Consider the following 20709-nt stretch of genomic DNA (forward strand, 5'->3'; position numbering starts at 1 on the left):
AGATGGGATGACTCCACAACCCCCTGGTTCTTTTCCCGATACTTGTCCTGAAGATTCCTCTTTAATCTTAGAATGGGAAGCTTCTCTAGATTCCCTTGGACAAGAACTTCCTTCTCAGGATACGGCCTCTCAGGAACTCCTCTCTTTAATCCAACTCTTTAGAAAGCTCTCTATTCATATGCTGGCAGAACTAGAAAAGGTCACCCAAAAGCTCAAGCCCGACCTCCTTGAGCTCGCCTTACTCACCTGCGAAAAGTTTCTCTATAAAAAACTAGAACAACCTCAAGAGCTTTCCTTGCTGCTCTCTGCAGCTCTCAAGAGATTCTCCTCTGTTCGTTCTCTATCTCCACTGAAGATTTTCTTGCATCCTGAGGACCTTAAACACCTTCATGCCTGGATGTCCTGCCATGACCTCCCGCTGATCAAACATGCAGAGTTTCTTCCTGACACAACATGTAAAAAAGCAAGCTATAAAATAGAAACTCCCGAAGGGATCTTAAGGCAAGATATTGGAGAAGAACTCGACCACCTGCTTTCTGTTTTGACCACATGACTTACCTAAACAAAGAGAAAATACATCTCCATCATTGGCAGCCCTACCGCGCGTGCGGCTTGCTATCTCGAGTGTCTGGGAATCTCCTAGAAGCACACGGGTTATCTGCATGCCTCGGAGAACTATGCAAAATCTCTTCAACACAATCTTCAGAACTTCTTGCAGAGGTCATCGGCTTCCACAACCAGACAACCCTGCTCATGTCGCTATCTCCCTTGTATGGAGTTGCCTTAGGAACAGAAGTTCTCCCCTTGCGTCGTCCCCCCTCTTTGCATCTTTCAGATCACCTTCTAGGCAGAGTTTTGGATGGCTTAGGGAACCCTATCGACAACCAAAAAGACCTACCAAAAACCCACCGTAAGCCGCTGATTTCCCCACCCCCTCCCCCTATGACGAGGAAACCGATCCATGAAGTCTTCCCGACAGGAATTAAGGCGATAGATGCCTGTTTAACCCTAGGAAAGGGACAACGCATTGGCGTCTTCTCAGAACCTGGGAGCGGAAAATCTTCTCTTCTCTCTTCTATTGCCTTAGGATCGAAATCCACAATCAATGTGATAGCATTAATTGGAGAGCGTGGAAGGGAAGTTCGTGAATACATAGAGCGCCATAAAGAAGCTCTAAAAAAACATCAAACCGTGATTGTTACAGCCCCCGCACACGAAACTGCTCCTATAAAGATTATAGCGGGTCGTGTAGCCATGACCATTGCAGAATTTTTTCGCGAGCAAGGCCACGATGTACTATTTATTATGGACTCGCTTTCCCGTTGGATCTCGGCTCTACAAGAAGTTGCCCTTGCTCGCGGAGAGACTCTCTCTTCTCACCACTATGCTGCTTCGGTATTCCATCATGTTTCTGAGTTCACAGAGCGCTCAGGAAATAGCGATCAGGGCTCCATCACAGCACTCTTGGCAATTTTGCACTATCCCGATCACCCCGATGTATTTACAGATTATTTAAAGTCCCTTTTGGATGGGCACTTTTTCCTCTCCAACCAAGGACATGCTTTTACCTCTCCCCCCATAGATATCTTATCTAGCCTCTCACGATCCGCGCAATCTCTCTCTCTTCCACATCACTATGCTGCAGCAGAAAAACTCCGTTCTTTACTTAAGGTATACAATGAAGCCTTAGATATTATCCGCCTAGGAGCGTATACTCCAGGACAAGATAAAGACCTTGATGAAGCTATGAAGCTAATCCCAAGCATTCAAGCGTTTCTTTCTCAACCTCTTACAAATTACTGTAACTTTGATACGACCATAAAACAGTTGGAAACGTTACTTCATTCATGAACCGTCGCCTTGAAAGCTTATCTTTGATATTAAAAGTACAAATTTTCCGTTCCTTGAACAACATTCATACCTATGCACAACAGGTAGCTTATTTAGCTAAGCAACTCGAAATTCTCGAAGAGAGAGTTTCCCTATTGGGGAAACTACGTCAAGAGCGTTTTCTCTCAAGAGAAAACGTTCTTAATTATGATTCTCTTTTAGAACACTTGAAAACATTACAAGATTCTCTTTATAAACGACACAGTGAGTCTATGCAATTTCTGTTAAAAAACACCATCCGACTCTCGAACATAATCAACCGTAGAAAAATCATCGAAAAGATCAAAAACAACAGATATTCTAAAACTAAGAGATAGGAACGCAAGGCCCCATAATGACCAATTCTGCATATTCCTTATCTGCTATGGATATGCCCTCGCTAGCAGAAAAACTCAGAGCTATAAAGCAAGAACATCTTTTATGCTTTTGGCCCACACTCTCCCCAAAGCAGCAATACCGTTTGTATTCCCAGCTTTCTTCTCTTGATATTCAACTTTTCCAACAACAACAACAGCTTCTTTCTTCTCCAACTCCTCTTCCTAAAAATTTCCGTCCTGTATCTTCTTTCGCTTCCTCGGGGGAAGATCCCGAAAGAACAAAAACAGGCACCTCTCTTCTTAAAGAAAAAAAAGTGGCTTGTGTCGTGCTCGCAGGGGGACAGGGCTCTCGCCTTAAATGTGACGGCCCTAAGGGGTTATTTCCTGTATCGCCAATTAAAAAAAAGCCGCTCTTTCAACTTGTTGCTGAAAAGGTCTGTGCAGCAAGTAAACTTGCTGGGCAGACTTTACCCTTAGCTTTTATGACCTCTCCCCTAAATAACAGACAAACCCGCTCCTATTTTGAGTCAAATGCCTATTTCTCTTTAGATCCAAATCACGTCGATTTTTTCTGTCAGCCATTATGGCCCTTACTTAACCTCTCTGGAGAATTATTTCTCGAAGATGAATCCACATTAGCTTTAGGCCCAAATGGAAATGGGTGCTTAGCGACACTCCTTCTCACCTCGGGGATCTGGGAAAAATGGCATAATATCGGCATCGAAATGGTCAGCGTGATCCCCATAGATAACCCTCTGGCTCTTCCTTTTGATGTGGAGCTCTGTGGATTTCACGCGATGGAAAATAACGAAGTCACGATCAAAGCAACACTAAGACAAACTGCCATCGAAGATGTTGGGATCCTCGTGGAATCAGAAGATTCTGGGAAAACTTCTGTTATTGAATATTCTGAGATCCCCCAAGATGAAAGGTTCTCTATGCATCCTAACGGCAAGCTAGAGTACGGTTTGGCAAACATAGGGTTGTATTGCCTATCTATGGATTTCATCCGTAAAGCGGCACATAAAACTCTACCTTTATACAAAGCACGCAAATATGCAAAGCAACTTGGCCAAATCTCATCCACGGAAAAAAATGCTTGGAAATTTGAAGAGTTTATTTTCGATTTATTCTGCTACAGCGAGCAATGTCGTACTCTTGTCTACCCACGGCAAGAATGCTTTGCGCCATTAAAAAATCTCGAAGGAAATCATAGTTTAGATACTGTAAGACAAGCCCTCTCTGCAAGAGAGCGTCAGCTCTTCCATGAGGTTACAGGGAAACAGCTCTCTCCAAATACAACATTTGAATTAGAAGCAGATTTTTATTATCCTTTAACTTCTACTTCCTTACACTGGGAAAATAAAGCCTTTTTCGAGGAACCGTTTTTTGAGGCCTCATGACAGAAAAAATCGCCTACTTAGGCATGGGAATCTGGGGATTCTGTTTGGCAACGCTGCTGGCAAAAAAAGGTTTTCGTGTGCAAGGATGGTCTCGAAATCCCCAGCTTATTGCGGAGCTCCAGCAAAAGCAACGACATCCACGAGCTCCTGAAATCCCAATTTCTCCAAACCTTACCTTCTCTACAGACCTTGCAGAAACTCTAGAAGGGGCCTCAATGATCATTGAGGGAGTATCTTCTGCAGGAATTCGTCCTATTGCGAAACAACTGAAGCAGATTTCCCCTTTATCCGTGCCTTTTGTCATTACTTCTAAGGGAATCGAGCAAAACACAGGACTCTTGCTCAGCGAAATTATGCTTGAAGTCTTTGGGAATTCTGCAAAGCAATATCTTGGTTACCTTAGCGGCCCTTCTATAGCGAAAGAAGTCCTGAAAAATTGCCCATGTTCTGTCGTGATTAGCGCCTATGATCCAGAAACTCTCAAGCATATCCATCAAGCATTTGCAACACCGACATTTCGCGTCTATCCTAATACCGACGTTAAAGGAGTAGCTTTGGGAGGCGCCTTAAAAAATATCATCGCAATCGCTTGTGGAATCTCAGAAGGGTTCCATTTTGGCAACAACGCTAAGGCGGGTCTTGTCACTCGAGGTCTCCATGAAATGCGCAAACTTGCTAGCATTATGGGATGTCGTCCCGAAACCTTAAATGGCTTAGCAGGACTTGGAGATCTTTGTGTAACATGCTTTTCGGAGTTCAGTAGAAACTTACAATTCGGGAAGCTTATCGCTGAAGGGTATACCTTAGAGCAAGCAAAGGAAAAGATCGGCATGGTGGTGGAAGGTGCCTATACAGCGCTCTCTGCTCATCAGATCGCTCAGCATCATCATATTGAAATGCCCATCACTACGGGGATCTATCGTGTCCTTTATGAAAACCTTGATCTCCAAGAAGGCATAGCTATGCTGTTACAAAGAAGCACAAAAGAAGAGTATCTCTAGCCCTTTGGGTATCTTTTGTGCCTTTTTCTCTTGTGTTGTTTTCTATTTGTACAATTTTTTACCATCTGTTAAATAAGGCTTTATCACCCACAGCACATAAGGCCACTGAGCACATGAATAGCAAGCTGCTAAAATCCCTTCGCTTAGTCACACTTTGCGTTTTTGCCCTACTAGGGACTTCAACCTCTTCTCTATATGCTATGCCTGCAGGAAATCCAGCTTTCCCCGTACTTCCTGGGATTAATTCTGGGCAACACGGATGGTGTATGTTCCATCTTTGTGATAGCAAGGATCTCTTTACAGCCCTTTCAGGCAGCTTAAAAGTTGGGTTTTGTGGAGACTTCATCTACTCGGAAAGTGCCCATGTCACAGATGTTCCTGTAATTACCTCCGTAACAACTATAGGAGTAGGAACACAGCCCACGATCATTTCCACAACAAAAACTTATAACTTTGATGTAATGAATGCTTCAACGCATTCTAGCTCTGCATTTGCAAGCGTCTCTTTGCAAGAGCATTCTCCTGCTATGATTCCTCTTCTTGATATCTCCTTCACTGTCAGAATCGGAGGGATCAAACAACACTACCGTCTTCCCTTGAATGCGTATCGTGATTTCACTTCATCACCTCTTAATGCAGAATCTGAAGTGACAGACGGTATTATTGAACTACAATCCAACTATGGGTTTATTTGGGACCTTTCTCTTGATAAAGTCTTATGGAAAGATGGGGTTTCTTTTATTGGAGCTGGGGTCTCCTACCGCCAAGCATCTGCCCCTGTGAACTATATTGTAGTGTACAACAAGACAAATCCTGAGGTGTATTTTGATTCCACAGATGGTAGCCTGAACTATAAAGAATGGTCGGCGCACTTTGGTCTTACGACTTACCTAAACGACTATATTCTTCCATACCTAGGGATTTCTATAGGGAATTCTACACGTAAAGCTCCCAAGGATAGCTTTAAAAAACTTGAAGAACAATTTACAAATTTCAAGTTTCAAGTTCGTGATATTACAAACTTTGATAAAACGAACTTCTACTGTGGCGCGACCTGTTGCATCTCTGATAACTTCTTTTATAATGTAGAGAGTCGCTGGGGCTATCAAAGAGCTATTAGTGTAATGTCAGGTTTCCAATTTTAAGATTTAACTCCAGAAATTAACGTTCTATATACACCATCTAAAAGCCTTAGAGACGAAGAAACCAAGCTCCACTGTTGCAGCATTGCTTTTAGCTGAAGGTCTAACATCATCTGCTGGGTTTGTGCTAAATCACCGTAATTTTGCACATCCGCAAGGAGCGTATTAAAGAAGTTTAATAATCCTCCTGAAGTTGTTGCGGTTTCTATATTAATATCTCCATCCACAACGACTCTTTCGGTATTCTGTAACCCAAGAATAGAAAAATCTGCACCGACAACTTTATATGAAGGCGAAAAATCATCAACACCTCGAGTAAAAATGATCGAATTTAAGTTCAGCATTAAGCTTTTTAATTGTTCCTCTATAAGATCTAAAGAATTTAAATAATTATCCGCGATTTCTGTAAGTTGTGTTTTTTGTGCTTCTGTCAAACTTGAATGCATAGATACATTTGTTTTGATCTTCGCTAAAAGAGCTTTGGCTTGCTCCGTACTTTTAATATCATTCCTTAACGAAGCTCTTTCCTCATCGTATCGCGAAAGCACCATTTCATAGCCATACTTAAAATTCGCAGTGTCATTCGTTTGAGAAATGTAAGATCCTAAGTTATAATTTATCGGCGCAGAGTTAAAATTCTTAACAATCTCAAGAAGCGGACTAAAGGTTGTCTGAGCATATCCTGCAAGGTTCAACTCCTGACCTAAAGCGTACAATGCAGCTTCCTGAGAGGGGATGTATTTATCCAGCAAAATGTAAGCAAAGGCTGATTGAAAGGGCATTTTGTTCACAACAGACCCTTCCACAGGATTCATCTCTGGAGCTGTAGTTAAAGCTTGAGGAGAAACTTTTTTTAGGTTTTTCTGGAACACCTTGTCATTGTTCTTGCGGATCTCTCTATTGTTTTGCTCATTGATCACAGCTTGAAACATGGCAAGCTCCACCCCAGCATGTAACGCACTACGATTCATAGAAGAAACAAACTCTTCCCCTAAACCGAGCTTTTGTACTTTCTTCAGGAGATCTTTAAATTCCTGCAGATGCTGAGCAAGCTCATGAGCATCTACAAACTCCAGAGCTAAAGCTGTTGAAGACTCTCTCATATTTAAGGAAGACTGTTGTTCCCCAAGCCCATGACAATACTGCTCGTGTTGTATTTTATTTATCATAGAATCCTTCCCTAAATTAAGATTTTATTCTTCGTGCGATCTTTGCAAACATTTGGTTTAACAACGCTAAAGCGGTGCTTACAATTGTCCACTCCTGTTGCATAGCAGACATTTCCAACTGCAACGCTAACTGCTGGTTCTGGTTGAATGTGGTATAATCTTGCTCACTAGATTCTAAAGACTGTAAAAGCTGCTTTTCTCCTCCAGGGACTACACCGTTTTGCCCACCTTCAATCACAAAACTCTCAAAAGTCGCCAGCTGCTTCACCCAGCTATTCTCTGGCTGATTATGTACACTCACTGTAAACGCTTGGATCGTCTCGTCAGGATTGTCCACAGCTGTAATTGCCATCCCCTTAAGTAAGACATATAACTCAGATAAATGGCGAATAAGGTCATTAAACTGCGACTTATAAGAAGTTAATACCCCCACCAACTCGCGAATTTGCGAAGAAGACATTTCCGTATCTGCCTTAACCACAGGAATAATCTTATCGATTTCTATTTTTGCTTGCTTACAGCGAGTAATATCAGTTCCACAGCGAGTAATTTCATTAGCCAATACAGATTTGGCTTTCCCCACAGCATCTGTTAACGACTGCAAGTTCATCTGTTTTAAATATATCGATAGGGAATAGTAGGTATCCGCATTATGAAAGCTCGTGATCATCTGAATAATTTGATTCAGATATCTTGCCGTCTTATTGGAAAAGGTCATCTGATCTCCCAAAGAACGTATGACTTGTTGTTGCGCAGGGAGAAACTTATCCAACATCAATGAAGTATATACGCTTTGTAAAGGAGAGGTTGTCACAAATGTCTCCTTATTCGCATTCATAGACTCAAAATATTTCAACTGAGAAGGATCTAATGAAGACCTTTGTGTCTGCTTTGCCAATATCTGCTGGTTCCAAGTTCCAATAAGTCCATCTATAGCTGTAATAGCCGCGTTTGCAGCATCTGCTATAGTTTGGTAGGAAGTCCTCGTCATAAGAGTAGATTTATCCGCAATCAAATCTAAAACTAACTGGAAAAACCGCGGATTAAAATTACTCACGGTATTATCTTGAAAAATAGACAAAGTCGCACTAGAGGTAGTATTCGGGTACTGTAAATTATTAGCAAAAGCATCAAAAGATCCCGTTACTTTAAAACCGTCGTTCCCTCTAGCATCCCAGTACGTCTTTTCCTGTCGTATCGCTGCTTTATAGCTTGCTTCTGTTTGTGCTGTAGACTCCTCCCCGTAAAGCGAAGCACACTTTTGATATACATATTGGATTCCTAGAAATTCCCCCAATCCCAAAGCCGGAGTAGTACTTCCTGAAGTGCGAATCTCTGTTCCTCTTAACCCAGTGAAAAAGCTCAAAATGGCGTTTCTTAGCTCGTCAGGATAACTGGTATCTAACCCCTGAGGAAGATTTTCTGTAAGCATACGGAACACTCCCCCCAAAGTTAAATAACTCTGAATCATTGCTGCTTGGCGAGAATTATATTCTGTACCATGAGCAATGGGCTGGCTTGCATCATCCCATCGAGGAAGTAGGAAGTCTTTCAATACGCTTGCGAACTGTCGTAAAAGCTCCTGAACACGCTGAGCAGCAGAAATATTTAAATACAAATTTGATATCTCTGCATTTAAGTAATCTGCAGCAGGATACGCTACCGCAGCCATAGAGGAATATACCACCATCATATCCTGCCAAAACACAGCAATCTGACTCTTAGGAGGAGCATTAGGAGCCTCTAATTCCTCTATCTCTTGGATAAAGCTTGCTGGCAGCGCATAGAGAGCTGTGTAATTCGCATCTGTAGGTGTTCCATTAAATGCTGTTTTTAAAGTTGCTAACTGGTTTTGATATCTTGTAACAATTTCGTTCTCAGCAGCTGTAGGATCTGCAATGCCCCCCTCAGCATACGGTGTTAACCAAGCTTCCAAGGCAGCTTCTAAACCCTGGATAAAAACTTTTGCTGAGGCAAGATCAGGCTTGTTTATAACTTCTTGAAGCTCTGTATCCGTATAGGACAACTCGGGAAGCTCTATTTTACTTTCTGGAAGCTTCTGTACTGGAGAAGCCTCTTGAGACGCTTCATACACATGCACAGGTTCTTCCACCTGAGCAAAATACCTAGGTTCGATATCCTCAATCCAACCTAACGTACGCTTGAGCGTCCATACCTTCTGATCTAATTCTTGAAATAGGAAAACTGCACTAGCTAAATCTTGCGCATCTAGTTGACCACCAGATAAAGCCGAAGTCACATTACGAGTAAAATGAATGTAGTAATTTTGTATTGCCACAGGAATTATCTAACAAAAACCATCATTTTTTAATTTTAAATGAAAAAACCCATCAAAAAAACTAAAAAATGATGACCTTGAACTAAGTGATAAAAAACTAGCGGCTTTTATTTTTATTTTAATTGTGATTCTATACGCAAAAGTTCATCTAAAATTTCTTGAGGACAATCTTCGCCAAAAATCTTACAGTACTCGCGAATATTTTTGACCTCATTGAGCCAACCCTGGCGATCTATAGATAATAGCTCCTCAAGAACCTGAGGAGGAAGATTTAAACCTGTAACATTCAACGCTCCCGAAGAAGGCACATACCCAATAGGAGTGCGCTCTGCAATATCCTCCTCTTCATTTGTACGTCGGAAAATCCATTCTAACACCCGAAGATTTTCACTAAACCCAGGCCAGAGGAAGTTTCCATTCGCATCCTTACGGAACCAATTGACTCCGAAAATTTTAGGCAACTGAAGACGCGCATCCTTCCCAAAAGATAGCCAGTGCTGGAAATAGCTCGCCATATTGTATCCACAAAACGGCAGCATAGCAAAGGGATCATGTCGAAGTTTCCCTTGTTCCCCTACTATAGCTGCTGTTGTCGTTGAGGACATCCCTGCACCGATAGTTACCCCATGTTGCCAACTTAAAGCTTCATAAACTAAAGGAATGGTATCTGAACGACGCCCTCCAAAAATGATCGCAGATAAAGGCACTCCCTGAGGATTATTCCATTGAGGATCTAAAGAAGGACATTGCGTCAACGGAGAGGTAAACCGTGAATTCGGATGTGCTGCAGGAGCTCCCCCAGGCTTCCAAGGATTCCCATGCCAATCAAGCAAAGGTTCCGGAGGCGTATCTGAAAGGCCTTCCCACCAAACATCGCCATCAGCAGTCAAAGCAACGTTTGTAAAGATCGCGTTCTTTTGACACGTCGCTAAGGCATTGGGATTCGTACGCATAGAGGTTCCCGGAGCCACGCCAAAAAAACCAAATTCAGGATTTACCGCATACAATCGGCCATCTGCTCCAGGACGGATCCAAGCAATATCATCCCCTAAACACTCCACCTTCCAACCTGGGAGCTTCGGCATTAACATTGCCAAGTTTGTTTTCCCACAAGCACTTGGGAACGAAGCAGAAATATACTTCTTTTCTCCTTGGGGGTTAGTAATGCCAATAATTAACATATGCTCGGCAAGCCATCCCTGAGTCCTCGCCATATAAGACGCCAACCGTAAAGCTACACACTTCTTCCCTAGAAGCGCATTTCCTCCATAACCGCTTCCATAAGACATCACGCTACGATCATCTTGGAAATGTACAACTCGTATAGATTTTGGATTGCATGGCCAAGGGTCATCTTTTTCTCCAGGGGCTAGAGGCTTCCCAACACTATGTAAACATTTTAAAAACTCCCCAGAAGTTCCAAGAAAATCCAATACCTCTTTCCCCATGCGAGTCATAATTTTCATAGAACAAACAACATAGGGAGAATCTGTAATTTCCACACCAACAAGGGAAAAAGGAGAATTCACAGGCCCCATACAAAAAGGCACAACATACAATGTTCTCCCCCGCATACACCCACGAAACAGCTGGTGCATTTCTTTTCGCATTTCCTCAGGATCTCGCCAATTATTTGTTGGTCCAGCTTCGTGTTGCGTAGGAGTGCAAATAAATGTAAACTGCTCTACACGAGCAACATCTTCAGGAGAAGAACGTACTAAAAAACAATTCGGATGTAACTCCGGATTCAATGGGATCATTGTCCCAGACTTCACCATCTTCGTGCATAATTCAGCATACTCCGTTTCAGAACCATCACACACACGGATATCTTGAGGTGTCGTTAATTCCGCAATCTGAGAAATCCAGGTCTTTAATTCTTCGTGCTTTATGCCTGCGCTCCAATCCATAACTATACCATATTCCCCTTGCGCTTCTTAAATTGATCTAGATGTTCTAAAGCCTTCCCTGTGCCTAAACACACAGCTAATAAAGGATGTGGTGCTGTGATAACAGAAAGTCCTGTATTTTTACTTAATGCTTTGTCCAAACCTTTTATCAAAGCACCTCCTCCAGCCAATACCATCCCACGTTCAACTAAATCAGCAGAAAGCTCCGGAGGGCACTTTTCTAACGTTAATCTTACACACTCTATAATTTGTTGAATGGGCTCTGCTAAACACTCACGAATTTCTACAGAGTTAATCCGTTTTGTTATCGGCAAACCCGCAACCTGATCCCGACCACGAACTTCCATTTCTAATTCTTGATCCCCTAAAGGATACGCAGAACCTATCGTAATCTTAATCTCCTCAGCAGTACGAGGCCCAATCATCAAATTATACGTACGACGCATGTAATTAATAATACACTCATCAAACTCATCACCAGCAATACGTAAGGAACGAGATTCTACAATCCCTCCTAAGGAAATAATTGCAATTTCCGTAGTTCCTCCACCAATATCTATGATCATACTCGCTGCCGGCTCATGAACAGGAAGGTCGACCCCAATCGCAGCAGCCATAGGCTCTTCGATTAAAATCACCTCTTGAGCCCCTGCATGCAGCGCAGAGTCTTCAACAGCACGTTTTTCCACTCCTGTGATGCCTGAAGGAACTGCTATCAAAATTCTTGGGCGGAAAACACTTCGAGAAGGCGTAACTCGTTTAATTAAAGCTTTAAGCATGCCTTCTGCAATTTCAAAATCTGCAATCACTCCATCCTTCATTGGGCGCACAGCCATAATCTTTCGAGGAGTTTTCCCTAACATTGCTTTCGCTTTATGCCCCACAGCAAGAACTGCATGGGTTTGTGCATCGACAGCAACAACCGAAGGCTCACTGAGAACAATGCCACGGCCTCGGACATACACTAAAGTGTTCGCAGTACCTAAATCAATTCCTACACTGCCAGAGAAGAAATTAAAAACTTTATCAAAACGCCCCAAAGCCTTGTTATACAAACGATTAGAAAAATTCTTAATTTTAAAAAGGCTACGATGCGCGCTCATAACATCATATTTGTAACAATTCTAAGACTTCTTCCCAAGTTAACTTGGAAACGACTTCATCATCAGAGTTGATGACTTTCTTTACAAGGCTCTTTTTCCTGTTTTGTAGTGTTAAAATCTTTTCTTCGATCGTATTTAACGTCACCAATTTGTATGACGAGACCGACCGGCTCTGTCCAATACGATGCACCCTATCTGTCGCCTGGTTCTCTACAGCAGGATTCCACCACATATCATAGTGAATCACTGTATCTGCGCCAACTAAGTTTAATCCCGTGCCTCCAGCTTTTAAAGAGACCAGAAATACCAACAAGTTGGGATCTTCATTAAACTTATTGACTAACTCCAATCTGTTCTTGGTGGAACCATCCAAATACACAAATGGAACTCCGCGAATCTCCAAGTCTTTCTTCATAATCGAAAGCATCTTCGTATATTGACTGAACACAACCGTTTTATGCCCAGAATCCACTAAGGATGACAGTAAATCCATAAGCATGTCATATTTCGCAGAGTCCCCTGGTTCTGGAGAATCCTTTGCAAAAATTGCCGGATGACAACAGATCTGTTTTAATCTCGTCAATGTGGCAAGAATATGAATATGAATTCTTTCAAATCCTTCTTGCTTGACTAAACGAGACAGTTCCTGCTTAGCAGAGGTCGCATAAGATTGATAAAGCTCACGCTGGGAATCTGTAAGATGACAATGATAAAGGATCTCTGAAACAGGAGGGAGATCTTCTAAAACATCCTCTTTCATACGACGCAAAATAAATGGGGAGACCTTTCTTTTTAACGCCACCATATTATCCGCTTTATTGCCCATATAATTGCCGGTGCGGATATACTTGCCTACAAAACGATCATAGCTACTAAGCAGCCCCGGCATTAAGAAGTCAAACAGACTCCATAATTCTTCTAGAGAGTTCTCTATAGGAGTTCCTGTTAAAATCAATCGATGGTCCGACTGAATCATCTTCACAGATTTTGCATTACGCGTTGTTCTGTTTTTAATATGATGAGCTTCATCCAACACTACATAGTCAAAATGGAAGTCCTTATGAAGCTCTATATCTTTCTGTAAAAGATTATAAGACGTTATCGCTACATCATAATCCGCAAGAGATTGTATTTGCTTCCGTCTTTGTGAAGGGATCCCATCAATCACTAAAGTTTTGAACTCTGGATTAAACTTGCGAAATTCCTCTTTCCAATTATAAACCAAAGAGGTTGGGCACACAATAAGAGAACACCCTTGCCCTTTTTCAAGCTTACTTTGCGTAACAGCAATAATCGCCTGGAGCGTCTTCCCTAACCCCATATCATCAGCTAAAATCCCATTAAGATGCATTTTTCTTAGCCGCTCTAGCCAATGTACTCCTTCCGTTTGATAACTACGCAAAGTTGCTTGAATTTGCTTAGGAACATCTTGGAAGTTAAAAGCAACTTCTCCACGAATTTGCTGCTGAATCCCTTTGAGTTTCTCTGTCATAGAGAAATTCACAGGTAGGCCTGCAAACTGCTCCTCAGAAATTCCTGTTAAACTCCACAAAGGGCACTTTTCTGTAAGATTATCTAAAACTTTAAACCCAATTTCATTAAAAATTTGAACAATTGTCGCGATCCTTTCCAAATCTAAAACTAAAATGCAAGGCAACTTGTTCCCACTAAAAGCATTCCCACGACGAGCATTCTTTACCTGCTGACCTTTCTTAGGAAGTTCCAAAAAGCATTTTTTTGCACTAATGCAATCCCATAAAAGATCCAGACTCACCCCTTTAAGCAACCCATGAACTTTAAGTTCTGCTTCGTAGTAATTGATATCTGTACCCTCTCTAAAAGCAAGGTCAAACACAGTTTCATCATAAATAAATTGATCCGAAAGGTTTTCCGGACAATTAAAGGTGATGCGATGCTGATTCGCAGGGATCGTTTCCGTCATAAACTCCACGATCTTCTTTTCACTTTTCACATGAAAAGCCCCATCACGCTCGTCATAAATGAACCCTGAGAACACTTCTTCTGTAATCTTACGTTCTTCCACAAGATTTCTTGCTAAAATGCCCTCATCACAAATAAATGCTCGCACATCTGCATACTGTAAAGCCATAGAAGCTGCAGGGATACGCAAAGACCCATAAAGGAAATATAGCTTTGCTTCTAATTCTCCGTCCAAATAGCTCATATCACAGATCGCACGGACCTCATCCACATAAGGCAAGGTTACAAAGGAATTCAAAAGATGCACATTTTCGACTTCAGCATACTCTTGAAATACAGGAAGAGCATTTTCTCGAAATGTCCCGAATAAAGCTTCAGGGATCGTGATATCCCGTAAACGAGCAAAAGAGCGTAGATGCGCACGTTTGATTTGTGGAGCAAATCGATGATACACGTTCCGATGGATCATTCCTGGGGCATCAGACTCTAAAAGCAAGACGTGCTCAGGAAGAACCTCATCATTATCTACCAAAATCATGGGGCTCATCAAAACAGCTTTATACGGTGTATCAAAAAAATCTAAATTAAACTTCATGCGTGCCGGCGCTGTGGACCAATAGAGAGGTTCTTCTAAATTCCCACAAAAGAAACCTACAAATGTTTCCTTTTCTCCAAGCTGCCCCCCTCCTCGATTTGCTAATTGATGTTCGAACATCTTCGCTAAAATGACTCCCAGAGAAGCATGCATCAAATATGCAGATTTTAATAACTTTTCTTCCGTTGTCTGGCTGGGATAGCGTACATAGCGAATCAATAGATCTATAAGTTTTCTATCCGAAGCATTGAACGACTGCATCGTAAAGAAAAAACGACGTCCATTAAGCACTATAGGCTCCTGATAAAGGACTCCTTCTAAGAAAGTACGAATATTGGGGACATGAAAGGGCTTAGAACGGCAGGGAAGACGTAAAACCAACTGAAACTCTATGGGCTGGTTATTTGCTACAAATGTTTCATCTGTAGCTGAGACAAATAAAACCGCAAGCTCTGCAGAATCCTTTTCTAAATATTCTAAAGGCAAAAAGAACGGGTTTGCACTTAAAGCATTGGCAGCATGAATGTACTCTCTAAGAATTTCCTTTTGATGCTCGCGATCTTTCCTCTCTTCTTCTTTTGTTGCTGCTACAACGAACGTTTCCTGAAGCTCTTTTTTCTCTTCCTCATTGATCTCTTGATTGGTGTCAAGATCAGCCTCTCTAGCATAGGCTACCACCATCTCATTAAAGTATTGCTCTAGATAAAACAGCAATGCCACGATATGCTGACAATCAAAATTATAGGAACAGTCACAATTGGAATCTATGGTGTCTGATTCTGATCTGTCGACTTCAATTTCACACTCATACACATTCTCGTAAAGACCACGAATCTGCGCACCAATACACACTGTCTCTCCATTTATAGAGAGAATTTTTGCATTAACCACCGCTCCTTGTTCAAAAAGTTCCTTGCCTTCCTGCAAAATATTGGCTGAAAAATCTCGACGTAATTTGCGAAAATTAAGCATTTCTCCTCTAAATTAAGAGCTAACCATAGAATCTGCTTACTTGTACCCGTTTATCCCTGCTAAATCAATCAAAAATTTTATGATTTACCTGCCTACACAGATAAGTAGACAACACTTCAAACAATGCTACCCATTGCGAAAAACTCTTCGAAAAATTAAAATGCTTTTTTCTTTGCGGGTGTAGCTCAGTGGTAGAGCGCCACGTTGCCAACGTGAAGGTCGTGAGTTCAAGCCTCATCACCCGCTTTTCTCTTCCAATACTGTACCTAAGGTAGTTTTGTGTCGCGTAATTTTTCTAATGAACAGTTTTCTATAGACCTAAAAGAACAGCCAGGATGCTTAGTCACTGCTTCTGTGAAGGTGTCTCCTGCTTTATTCAGCACGCTGCATAAACAAGCCCTTAAAAAAGTTAAAAAAAACGTTTCCATTCCAGGGTTTCGCAAAGGAAAGGTCCCTGATGACATTATTGAGAACCGCTACCCCCATCCTATACGTAAAGAATGTAATGAGCTCCTTGTACACACTGCTTACACCTCTTTATCTACTTTAGGAGATCGCAAACCTCTTTCTCCTCAAGCGGTGCAATCCACCTCAATTAAAGAAGCAGATTTAGCAAACGGGGGAGTAGTAGAATTTATCTATGAAGCGTTTCCTGTAGTTCCAGAGATTTCTTGGGAGTCTTTATTTCTCCCAGAGGCCACACAGCACAAAGAAGTTTCTGATGAAGATGTTGAAAAAAGTTTAAATAATATCGCTCACTTCTTCGCAACCAAAACTCCTGTAACACGTCCTTCTCAAGAAGGAGACTTCATTTCTTTATCTTTGCATATTTCTAAGCAAGATGATGAAAGCTTTCTTGTTCCAATTTTTGAAAATAAATATTTCAAGCTTTCTGATGAAGAGATGTCAGAAACCTTTAAAGAGAAATTTCTAGGGGTTTCTGTTGGCCATCGTGTTGTCGAATATGTTTCCTCCTCAGAAATCCAATCATTTTTAAATGGGGACACCTTAATTTTTACAGTGAATGCTGTTGTAGAGGTTGAGGTTCCAGAGCTAGATGAAGAGAAGGCGCGTCAACTTCAAGTAGATTCATTAGAAGAACTCAAATCTAAGTTACGTGCACAATTGGAAAATCAAGCCAAAGATAAACAGCATCAGCAACGGTTTGTGGAAACTGAAGATGCTCTTGCAGCCATGGCAGACTTTGAGCTTCCTGCGAACCTTCTTAAAGATCGCATCTCTATGCTCACCCGAGAAAAATTACTCAATGCACGTTTAATTGAATACTGCTCTAATGAGGAGTTAGAATCCCGCAAACAAAAACTTTTAAAAGAAGCGGAAGATAGTGCTGTAAAGGCTTTACGCCTATTATTTTTGACCCGCAAAATTTTTGAAGACGAAAAGCTCTCCTTTACCCGAGAAGAACTTCAATACATGATAGAGGTGTGCTCTAGAGAGCGTTTTGGCCCTCAACCGCCTAAAGACATTTCTAATGAAATGTTGCAAGAACTTGTCTCCGCAGCTCGAGATCGGCTGACTTACAGTAAAGCTATAGAAAAAGCTCGTGAAAAAGCAGAAAAGTTAGCTGTAAGCTCCTTAGCATAGCTATCTATAGGAAAATACTTGACCCAAGAAAGTCTGAAACATAGAATTCAAGATTTTAATGTCCAGACTTATTAGGTCGGCAGGCATAATAAGTTCTTTGAGTACTATAACTATAACAGATCTGTTTGCTTAGCTTAAGACGAGATAGAAATTTTTGATGAGGAATTGCAAATGACATTAGTGCCTTACGTTGTCGAGGATACGGGCCGTGGCGAACGTGCCATGGATATTTACTCAAGACTCCTAAAAGATCGTATTGTAATGATCGGTCAGGAAATTACTGAGCCCCTCGCAAATACAGTAATTGCGCAGCTCTTATTCCTCATGTCTGAGGACCCTAAAAAAGACATTCAAATTTTCATCAACTCCCCTGGGGGGTATATCACTGCAGGGTTGGCTATTTATGACACCATCCGCTTCTTAGGTTGTGATGTGAATACTTACTGCATTGGACAAGCAGCATCCATGGGAGCATTATTACTTTCTGCTGGGACTCCGGGGAAACGTTACGCTCTTCCTCATAGCCGCATGATGATCCACCAGCCATCTGGAGGAATTATTGGAACCTCTGCAGACATTCAATTGCAAGCTGCAGAAATTCTCACGTTAAAGAAACACTTAGCAAACATCTTGTCTGAGTGTACAGGCCAACCAGTAGAAAAAATCATAGAGGATTCCGAGCGAGATTTCTTTATGGGGGCAGAGGAGGCAATTTCCTATGGCCTTATTGATAAAGTTGTCACTTCAGCAAAAGAAACTAAAGATAAAGACTCTTCAAGCTCTTAGAGAAGAACTATGAATAAAAAAAATTTAACGATCTGTTCTTTTTGTGGTCGTTCCGAAAAAGATGTAGAAAAGCTCATTGCAGGCCCTTCGGTTTACATTTGTGATTACTGCATTAAACTCTGCTCTGGAATATTAGACAAAAAGCCTGCAGCTGCAGTCTCTGCTTCCGTAACGTCACAAGAAACTCCTTCTCAACATGTGGATTTACGCGTTCTAACTCCTAAAGAAATCAAAAAACACATAGATGAATATGTTGTAGGGCAAGAGCGGGCAAAAAAAACGATCGCTGTTGCTGTATACAATCATTACAAAAGGATCCGAGCACTATTGCACAATAAGCATGTAAGTTACGGCAAGTCTAATGTATTACTTCTAGGCCCTACAGGCTCAGGGAAAACCTTAATAGCAAAAACTCTAGCAAAAATTCTTGATGTTCCCTTTACGATTGCAGATGCAACGACGCTTACAGAAGCAGGATATGTTGGAGAGGATGTAGAAAATATTGTTTTACGCCTCTTACAATCTGCTGATTATGATGTGAGTCGAGCAGAGCGTGGAATTATCTATATTGACGAGATTGATAAAATCGGCAGAACTACAGCGAATGTTTCCATTACACGGGATGTTTCTGGCGAGGGAGTTCAACAAGCATTATTAAAAATTATTGAAGGAACAACAGCAAACGTCCCCCCGAAAGGAGGACGTAAGCATCCTAACCAAGAGTATATCCGAGTCAATACAGAAAACATTTTGTTTATCGTAGGTGGAGCATTTGTCAATTTAGACAAAATCATTGCAAAAAGATTAGGAAAGACCACTATAGGGTTTTCCGATGATCAAGCAGATTTTTCTCAAAAAGATCGCGACCACTTACTAGCAAAAGTAGAAACTGAAGATCTCATTGCTTTTGGGATGATCCCCGAATTTGTGGGAAGATTTAATTGTATTGTCAACTGTGAAGAGCTTTCCTTAGATGAACTCGTAGCTATTCTTACTGAGCCTACAAATGCTATCGTTAAGCAATACGTTGAACTGTTTGCAGAGGAAAACGTAAAGTTGGTTTTTGAAAAAGAAGCTTTATATGCTATAGCAAAAAAAGCAAAGCAAGCAAAAACTGGGGCGCGAGCTTTAGGGATGATCTTAGAGAATCTCCTTCGAGATCTTATGTTTGAAGTTCCTTCAGATCCTACTGTAGAATCTATACGTATCCAAGAAAACACAATAGCTGAAAATAAAGCCCCATTGATTATAAGAAGAGCTCCTGAAGCTATAGCATAACTTCTTTTAGAGATTGGGATGGATGTCAATGCCCTTGAAGCAGCAAAAAAAGTCTTAGTAAAGTTGCGTAATGCAGGTTACCAAGCGTATTTCGTCGGGGGATGCGTTAGGGATATGCTTATGGGCAAACCTATGGTGGACATCGATATTGCTACGGATGCGCCTCCAGTAATTGTCTCGACGATTTTTTCTGACGTGATTTCCATAGGAGCAGCTTTCGGAATTATTGTTGTCAAGTTAGAAGGGTACCTTTTTGAAGTTGCGACCTTTCGTAATGATGGTCAGTATACAGATGGTCGTCATCCACAACAAGTGAAGTTTTCTTCCATGAGGGAGGATGCTTTACGTCGAGATTTTTCCATTAACGGCATATATTACGATCCCTTTGAAGATAAGCTCTTTGATTTTGTCGAGGGAATCCGAGATATTGAAAAAAAAGTAATTCGCGCTATAGGTCATCCTCGCCTGAGATTTGCAGAAGATAAATTAAGGATTCTCAGGGCAATTCGTTTCGCTTCGTCTCTAGAGTTTACCTTGGATCCCGCAACAGAAAGAGCTTTGATCAAAGAAGCTCCAACTTTAGTAAGCGCTGTTTCTCCAGAAAGAATTTGGCAAGAGCTGAAGAAAATGATGAAAAGCCATCCCTACCAAGCGATGGTCTTGTTACTAAAACTAAAGGTTCTAGTGACCATTTTCCCAGAACTTCGCGACATCCCCTACGGCATCCTACGCTCCACTATAGCGTTCTTAAACAAACTTAACCCTCAGAAATTCCCTGAAATCCTTCTATTACTTCCCTTATTTCAAGGAGTCCCAGAGGAAGCCACATCTGCCGCTTTTTCTAGACTCAAAGTCTCAAATAAAGAACTTCGCCTGATAGAAGCATGGTACAAAGCATTGCCACATTTTCAAAACATTTCTATGAGCAGGGTTTTTTGGGCGCATTTCCTTGCCTCCCCTTCTGCCTCGATGTTTTTAGAAATATTCTCAGCTCTACAAAAGGATCCAAGTAAACAACAGCATTTCATTGCGCGTGTTCAAGAACTCGAAACACGCCTTGAAAAATTTATTTTACGAATAAAAACAGCCTCTCCTTTGATTTCTGCTCCCGATCTTATGGCTAAAGGCATAGCTCCTGGGAGGTTACTCGGAGATCTTCTCAAAGAAGCCGAAAATCTTTCTATAGAACATGAGTGTCTTGACAAGGAAAAAATTTTGGCGATTCTTCAAGAAAAAGGATTTTGGAAATAATTTATCTAAAATCAAGACTATCCTTACATTGCCAATAAGAATTTTAT

The 20709-nt window shown here is 41.4% G+C and carries 15 protein-coding genes and 1 tRNA gene; 11 read left to right on the top strand and 5 right to left on the bottom strand.

The features are described from left to right. Positions 1–7: 7 nt before the first annotated feature. The 6 genes from G5S_RS00825 to G5S_RS00850 all read left to right on the top strand — a co-directional run bounded on the left by G5S_RS00825 (position 8) and on the right by G5S_RS00850 (position 5756). The gene (locus G5S_RS00825) at positions 8–553 is read left to right on the top strand and encodes a FliH/SctL family protein (RefSeq protein ID WP_013712279.1); all 546 of its coding nucleotides are present in this window, start codon (positions 8–10) and stop codon (positions 551–553) included. Continuing rightward, complete coding sequence (locus G5S_RS00830) at positions 550–1851, top strand: FliI/YscN family ATPase (RefSeq protein ID WP_013712280.1); 1302 nt, start codon at positions 550–552, stop codon at positions 1849–1851. The genes G5S_RS00825 and G5S_RS00830 overlap by 4 nt, the downstream gene beginning before the upstream one ends. Then, positions 1848–2207, top strand: a complete 360-nt coding sequence (locus tag G5S_RS00835) for a hypothetical protein (protein ID WP_021757543.1) — start codon at positions 1848–1850, stop codon at positions 2205–2207. Before G5S_RS00830 ends, G5S_RS00835 begins: the two co-directional genes overlap by 4 nt. Positions 2208–2224: 17 nt before the next feature. Next, positions 2225–3610 carry a UTP--glucose-1-phosphate uridylyltransferase gene (locus tag G5S_RS00840; RefSeq protein ID WP_021757544.1) on the top strand — a complete coding sequence of 462 codons (1386 nt, stop codon included), beginning with the start codon at positions 2225–2227 and terminating at the stop codon, positions 3608–3610. Further along, positions 3607–4611: an NAD(P)H-dependent glycerol-3-phosphate dehydrogenase gene (locus tag G5S_RS00845; RefSeq protein ID WP_013712282.1), complete on the top strand. Its 1005-nt coding sequence runs from the start codon at positions 3607–3609 to the stop codon at positions 4609–4611. The genes G5S_RS00840 and G5S_RS00845 overlap by 4 nt, the downstream gene beginning before the upstream one ends. 113 nt (positions 4612–4724) lie before the next feature. Continuing rightward, positions 4725–5756 carry an outer membrane protein gene (locus G5S_RS00850; protein WP_021757546.1) on the top strand — a complete coding sequence of 344 codons (1032 nt, stop codon included), beginning with the start codon at positions 4725–4727 and terminating at the stop codon, positions 5754–5756. On the opposite strand, the gene G5S_RS00855 is transcribed toward G5S_RS00850, so the two are convergent. From G5S_RS00855 to G5S_RS00875, 5 genes are all read right to left on the bottom strand, one after another. Beyond that, the gene (locus G5S_RS00855; protein ID WP_013712284.1) at positions 5753–6922 is read right to left on the bottom strand and encodes a CT620/CT621 family type III secretion system effector; all 1170 of its coding nucleotides are present in this window, start codon (positions 6920–6922) and stop codon (positions 5753–5755) included. The genes G5S_RS00850 and G5S_RS00855 overlap by 4 nt on opposite strands. Positions 6923–6938: 16 nt before the next feature. Continuing rightward, the gene (locus G5S_RS00860) at positions 6939–9221 is read right to left on the bottom strand and encodes a CT620/CT621 family type III secretion system effector (protein WP_013712285.1); all 2283 of its coding nucleotides are present in this window, start codon (positions 9219–9221) and stop codon (positions 6939–6941) included. Positions 9222–9334: 113 nt separating this feature from the next. Beyond that, positions 9335–11131, bottom strand: a complete 1797-nt coding sequence (locus G5S_RS00865; protein WP_013712286.1) for a phosphoenolpyruvate carboxykinase (GTP) — start codon at positions 11129–11131, stop codon at positions 9335–9337. 2 nt (positions 11132–11133) lie between these two features. After that, entirely contained in the window at positions 11134–12234 is a 1101-nt protein-coding gene (locus tag G5S_RS00870) for a rod shape-determining protein (RefSeq protein WP_013712287.1), read from the bottom strand. Positions 12235–12238: 4 nt separating this feature from the next. Next, positions 12239–15742 (bottom strand): DEAD/DEAH box helicase, encoded by a 3504-nt coding sequence (locus G5S_RS00875; RefSeq protein ID WP_013712288.1) that lies wholly within the window; start codon positions 15740–15742, stop codon positions 12239–12241. Between the two features lie 174 nt (positions 15743–15916). Between G5S_RS00875 and G5S_RS00880 the strand changes: the two genes are divergently transcribed. The 5 genes from G5S_RS00880 to G5S_RS00900 all read left to right on the top strand — a co-directional run bounded on the left by G5S_RS00880 (position 15917) and on the right by G5S_RS00900 (position 20662). Further along, a tRNA-Gly gene (locus tag G5S_RS00880) sits at positions 15917–15988 on the top strand. Positions 15989–16021: 33 nt separating this feature from the next. Further along, positions 16022–17347 (top strand): trigger factor, encoded by a 1326-nt coding sequence (tig, locus tag G5S_RS00885; RefSeq protein ID WP_041466998.1) that lies wholly within the window; start codon positions 16022–16024, stop codon positions 17345–17347. Between the two features lie 171 nt (positions 17348–17518). Continuing rightward, positions 17519–18133 carry an ATP-dependent Clp protease proteolytic subunit gene (locus tag G5S_RS00890; RefSeq protein WP_013712290.1) on the top strand — a complete coding sequence of 205 codons (615 nt, stop codon included), beginning with the start codon at positions 17519–17521 and terminating at the stop codon, positions 18131–18133. 9 nt (positions 18134–18142) lie between these two features. Continuing rightward, positions 18143–19411, top strand: a complete 1269-nt coding sequence (clpX, locus tag G5S_RS00895; protein WP_013712291.1) for an ATP-dependent Clp protease ATP-binding subunit ClpX — start codon at positions 18143–18145, stop codon at positions 19409–19411. 18 nt (positions 19412–19429) lie between these two features. Then, on the top strand, positions 19430–20662 hold the full coding sequence (locus G5S_RS00900; RefSeq protein ID WP_013712292.1) for a CCA tRNA nucleotidyltransferase: 1233 nt from the start codon (positions 19430–19432) through the stop codon (positions 20660–20662). Positions 20663–20709: the final 47 nt, after the last annotated feature.

The organism is Chlamydia pecorum E58 (assembly GCF_000204135.1).
In the GTDB taxonomy this organism is placed as follows: Bacteria; Chlamydiota; Chlamydiia; order Chlamydiales; family Chlamydiaceae; genus Chlamydia; species Chlamydia pecorum.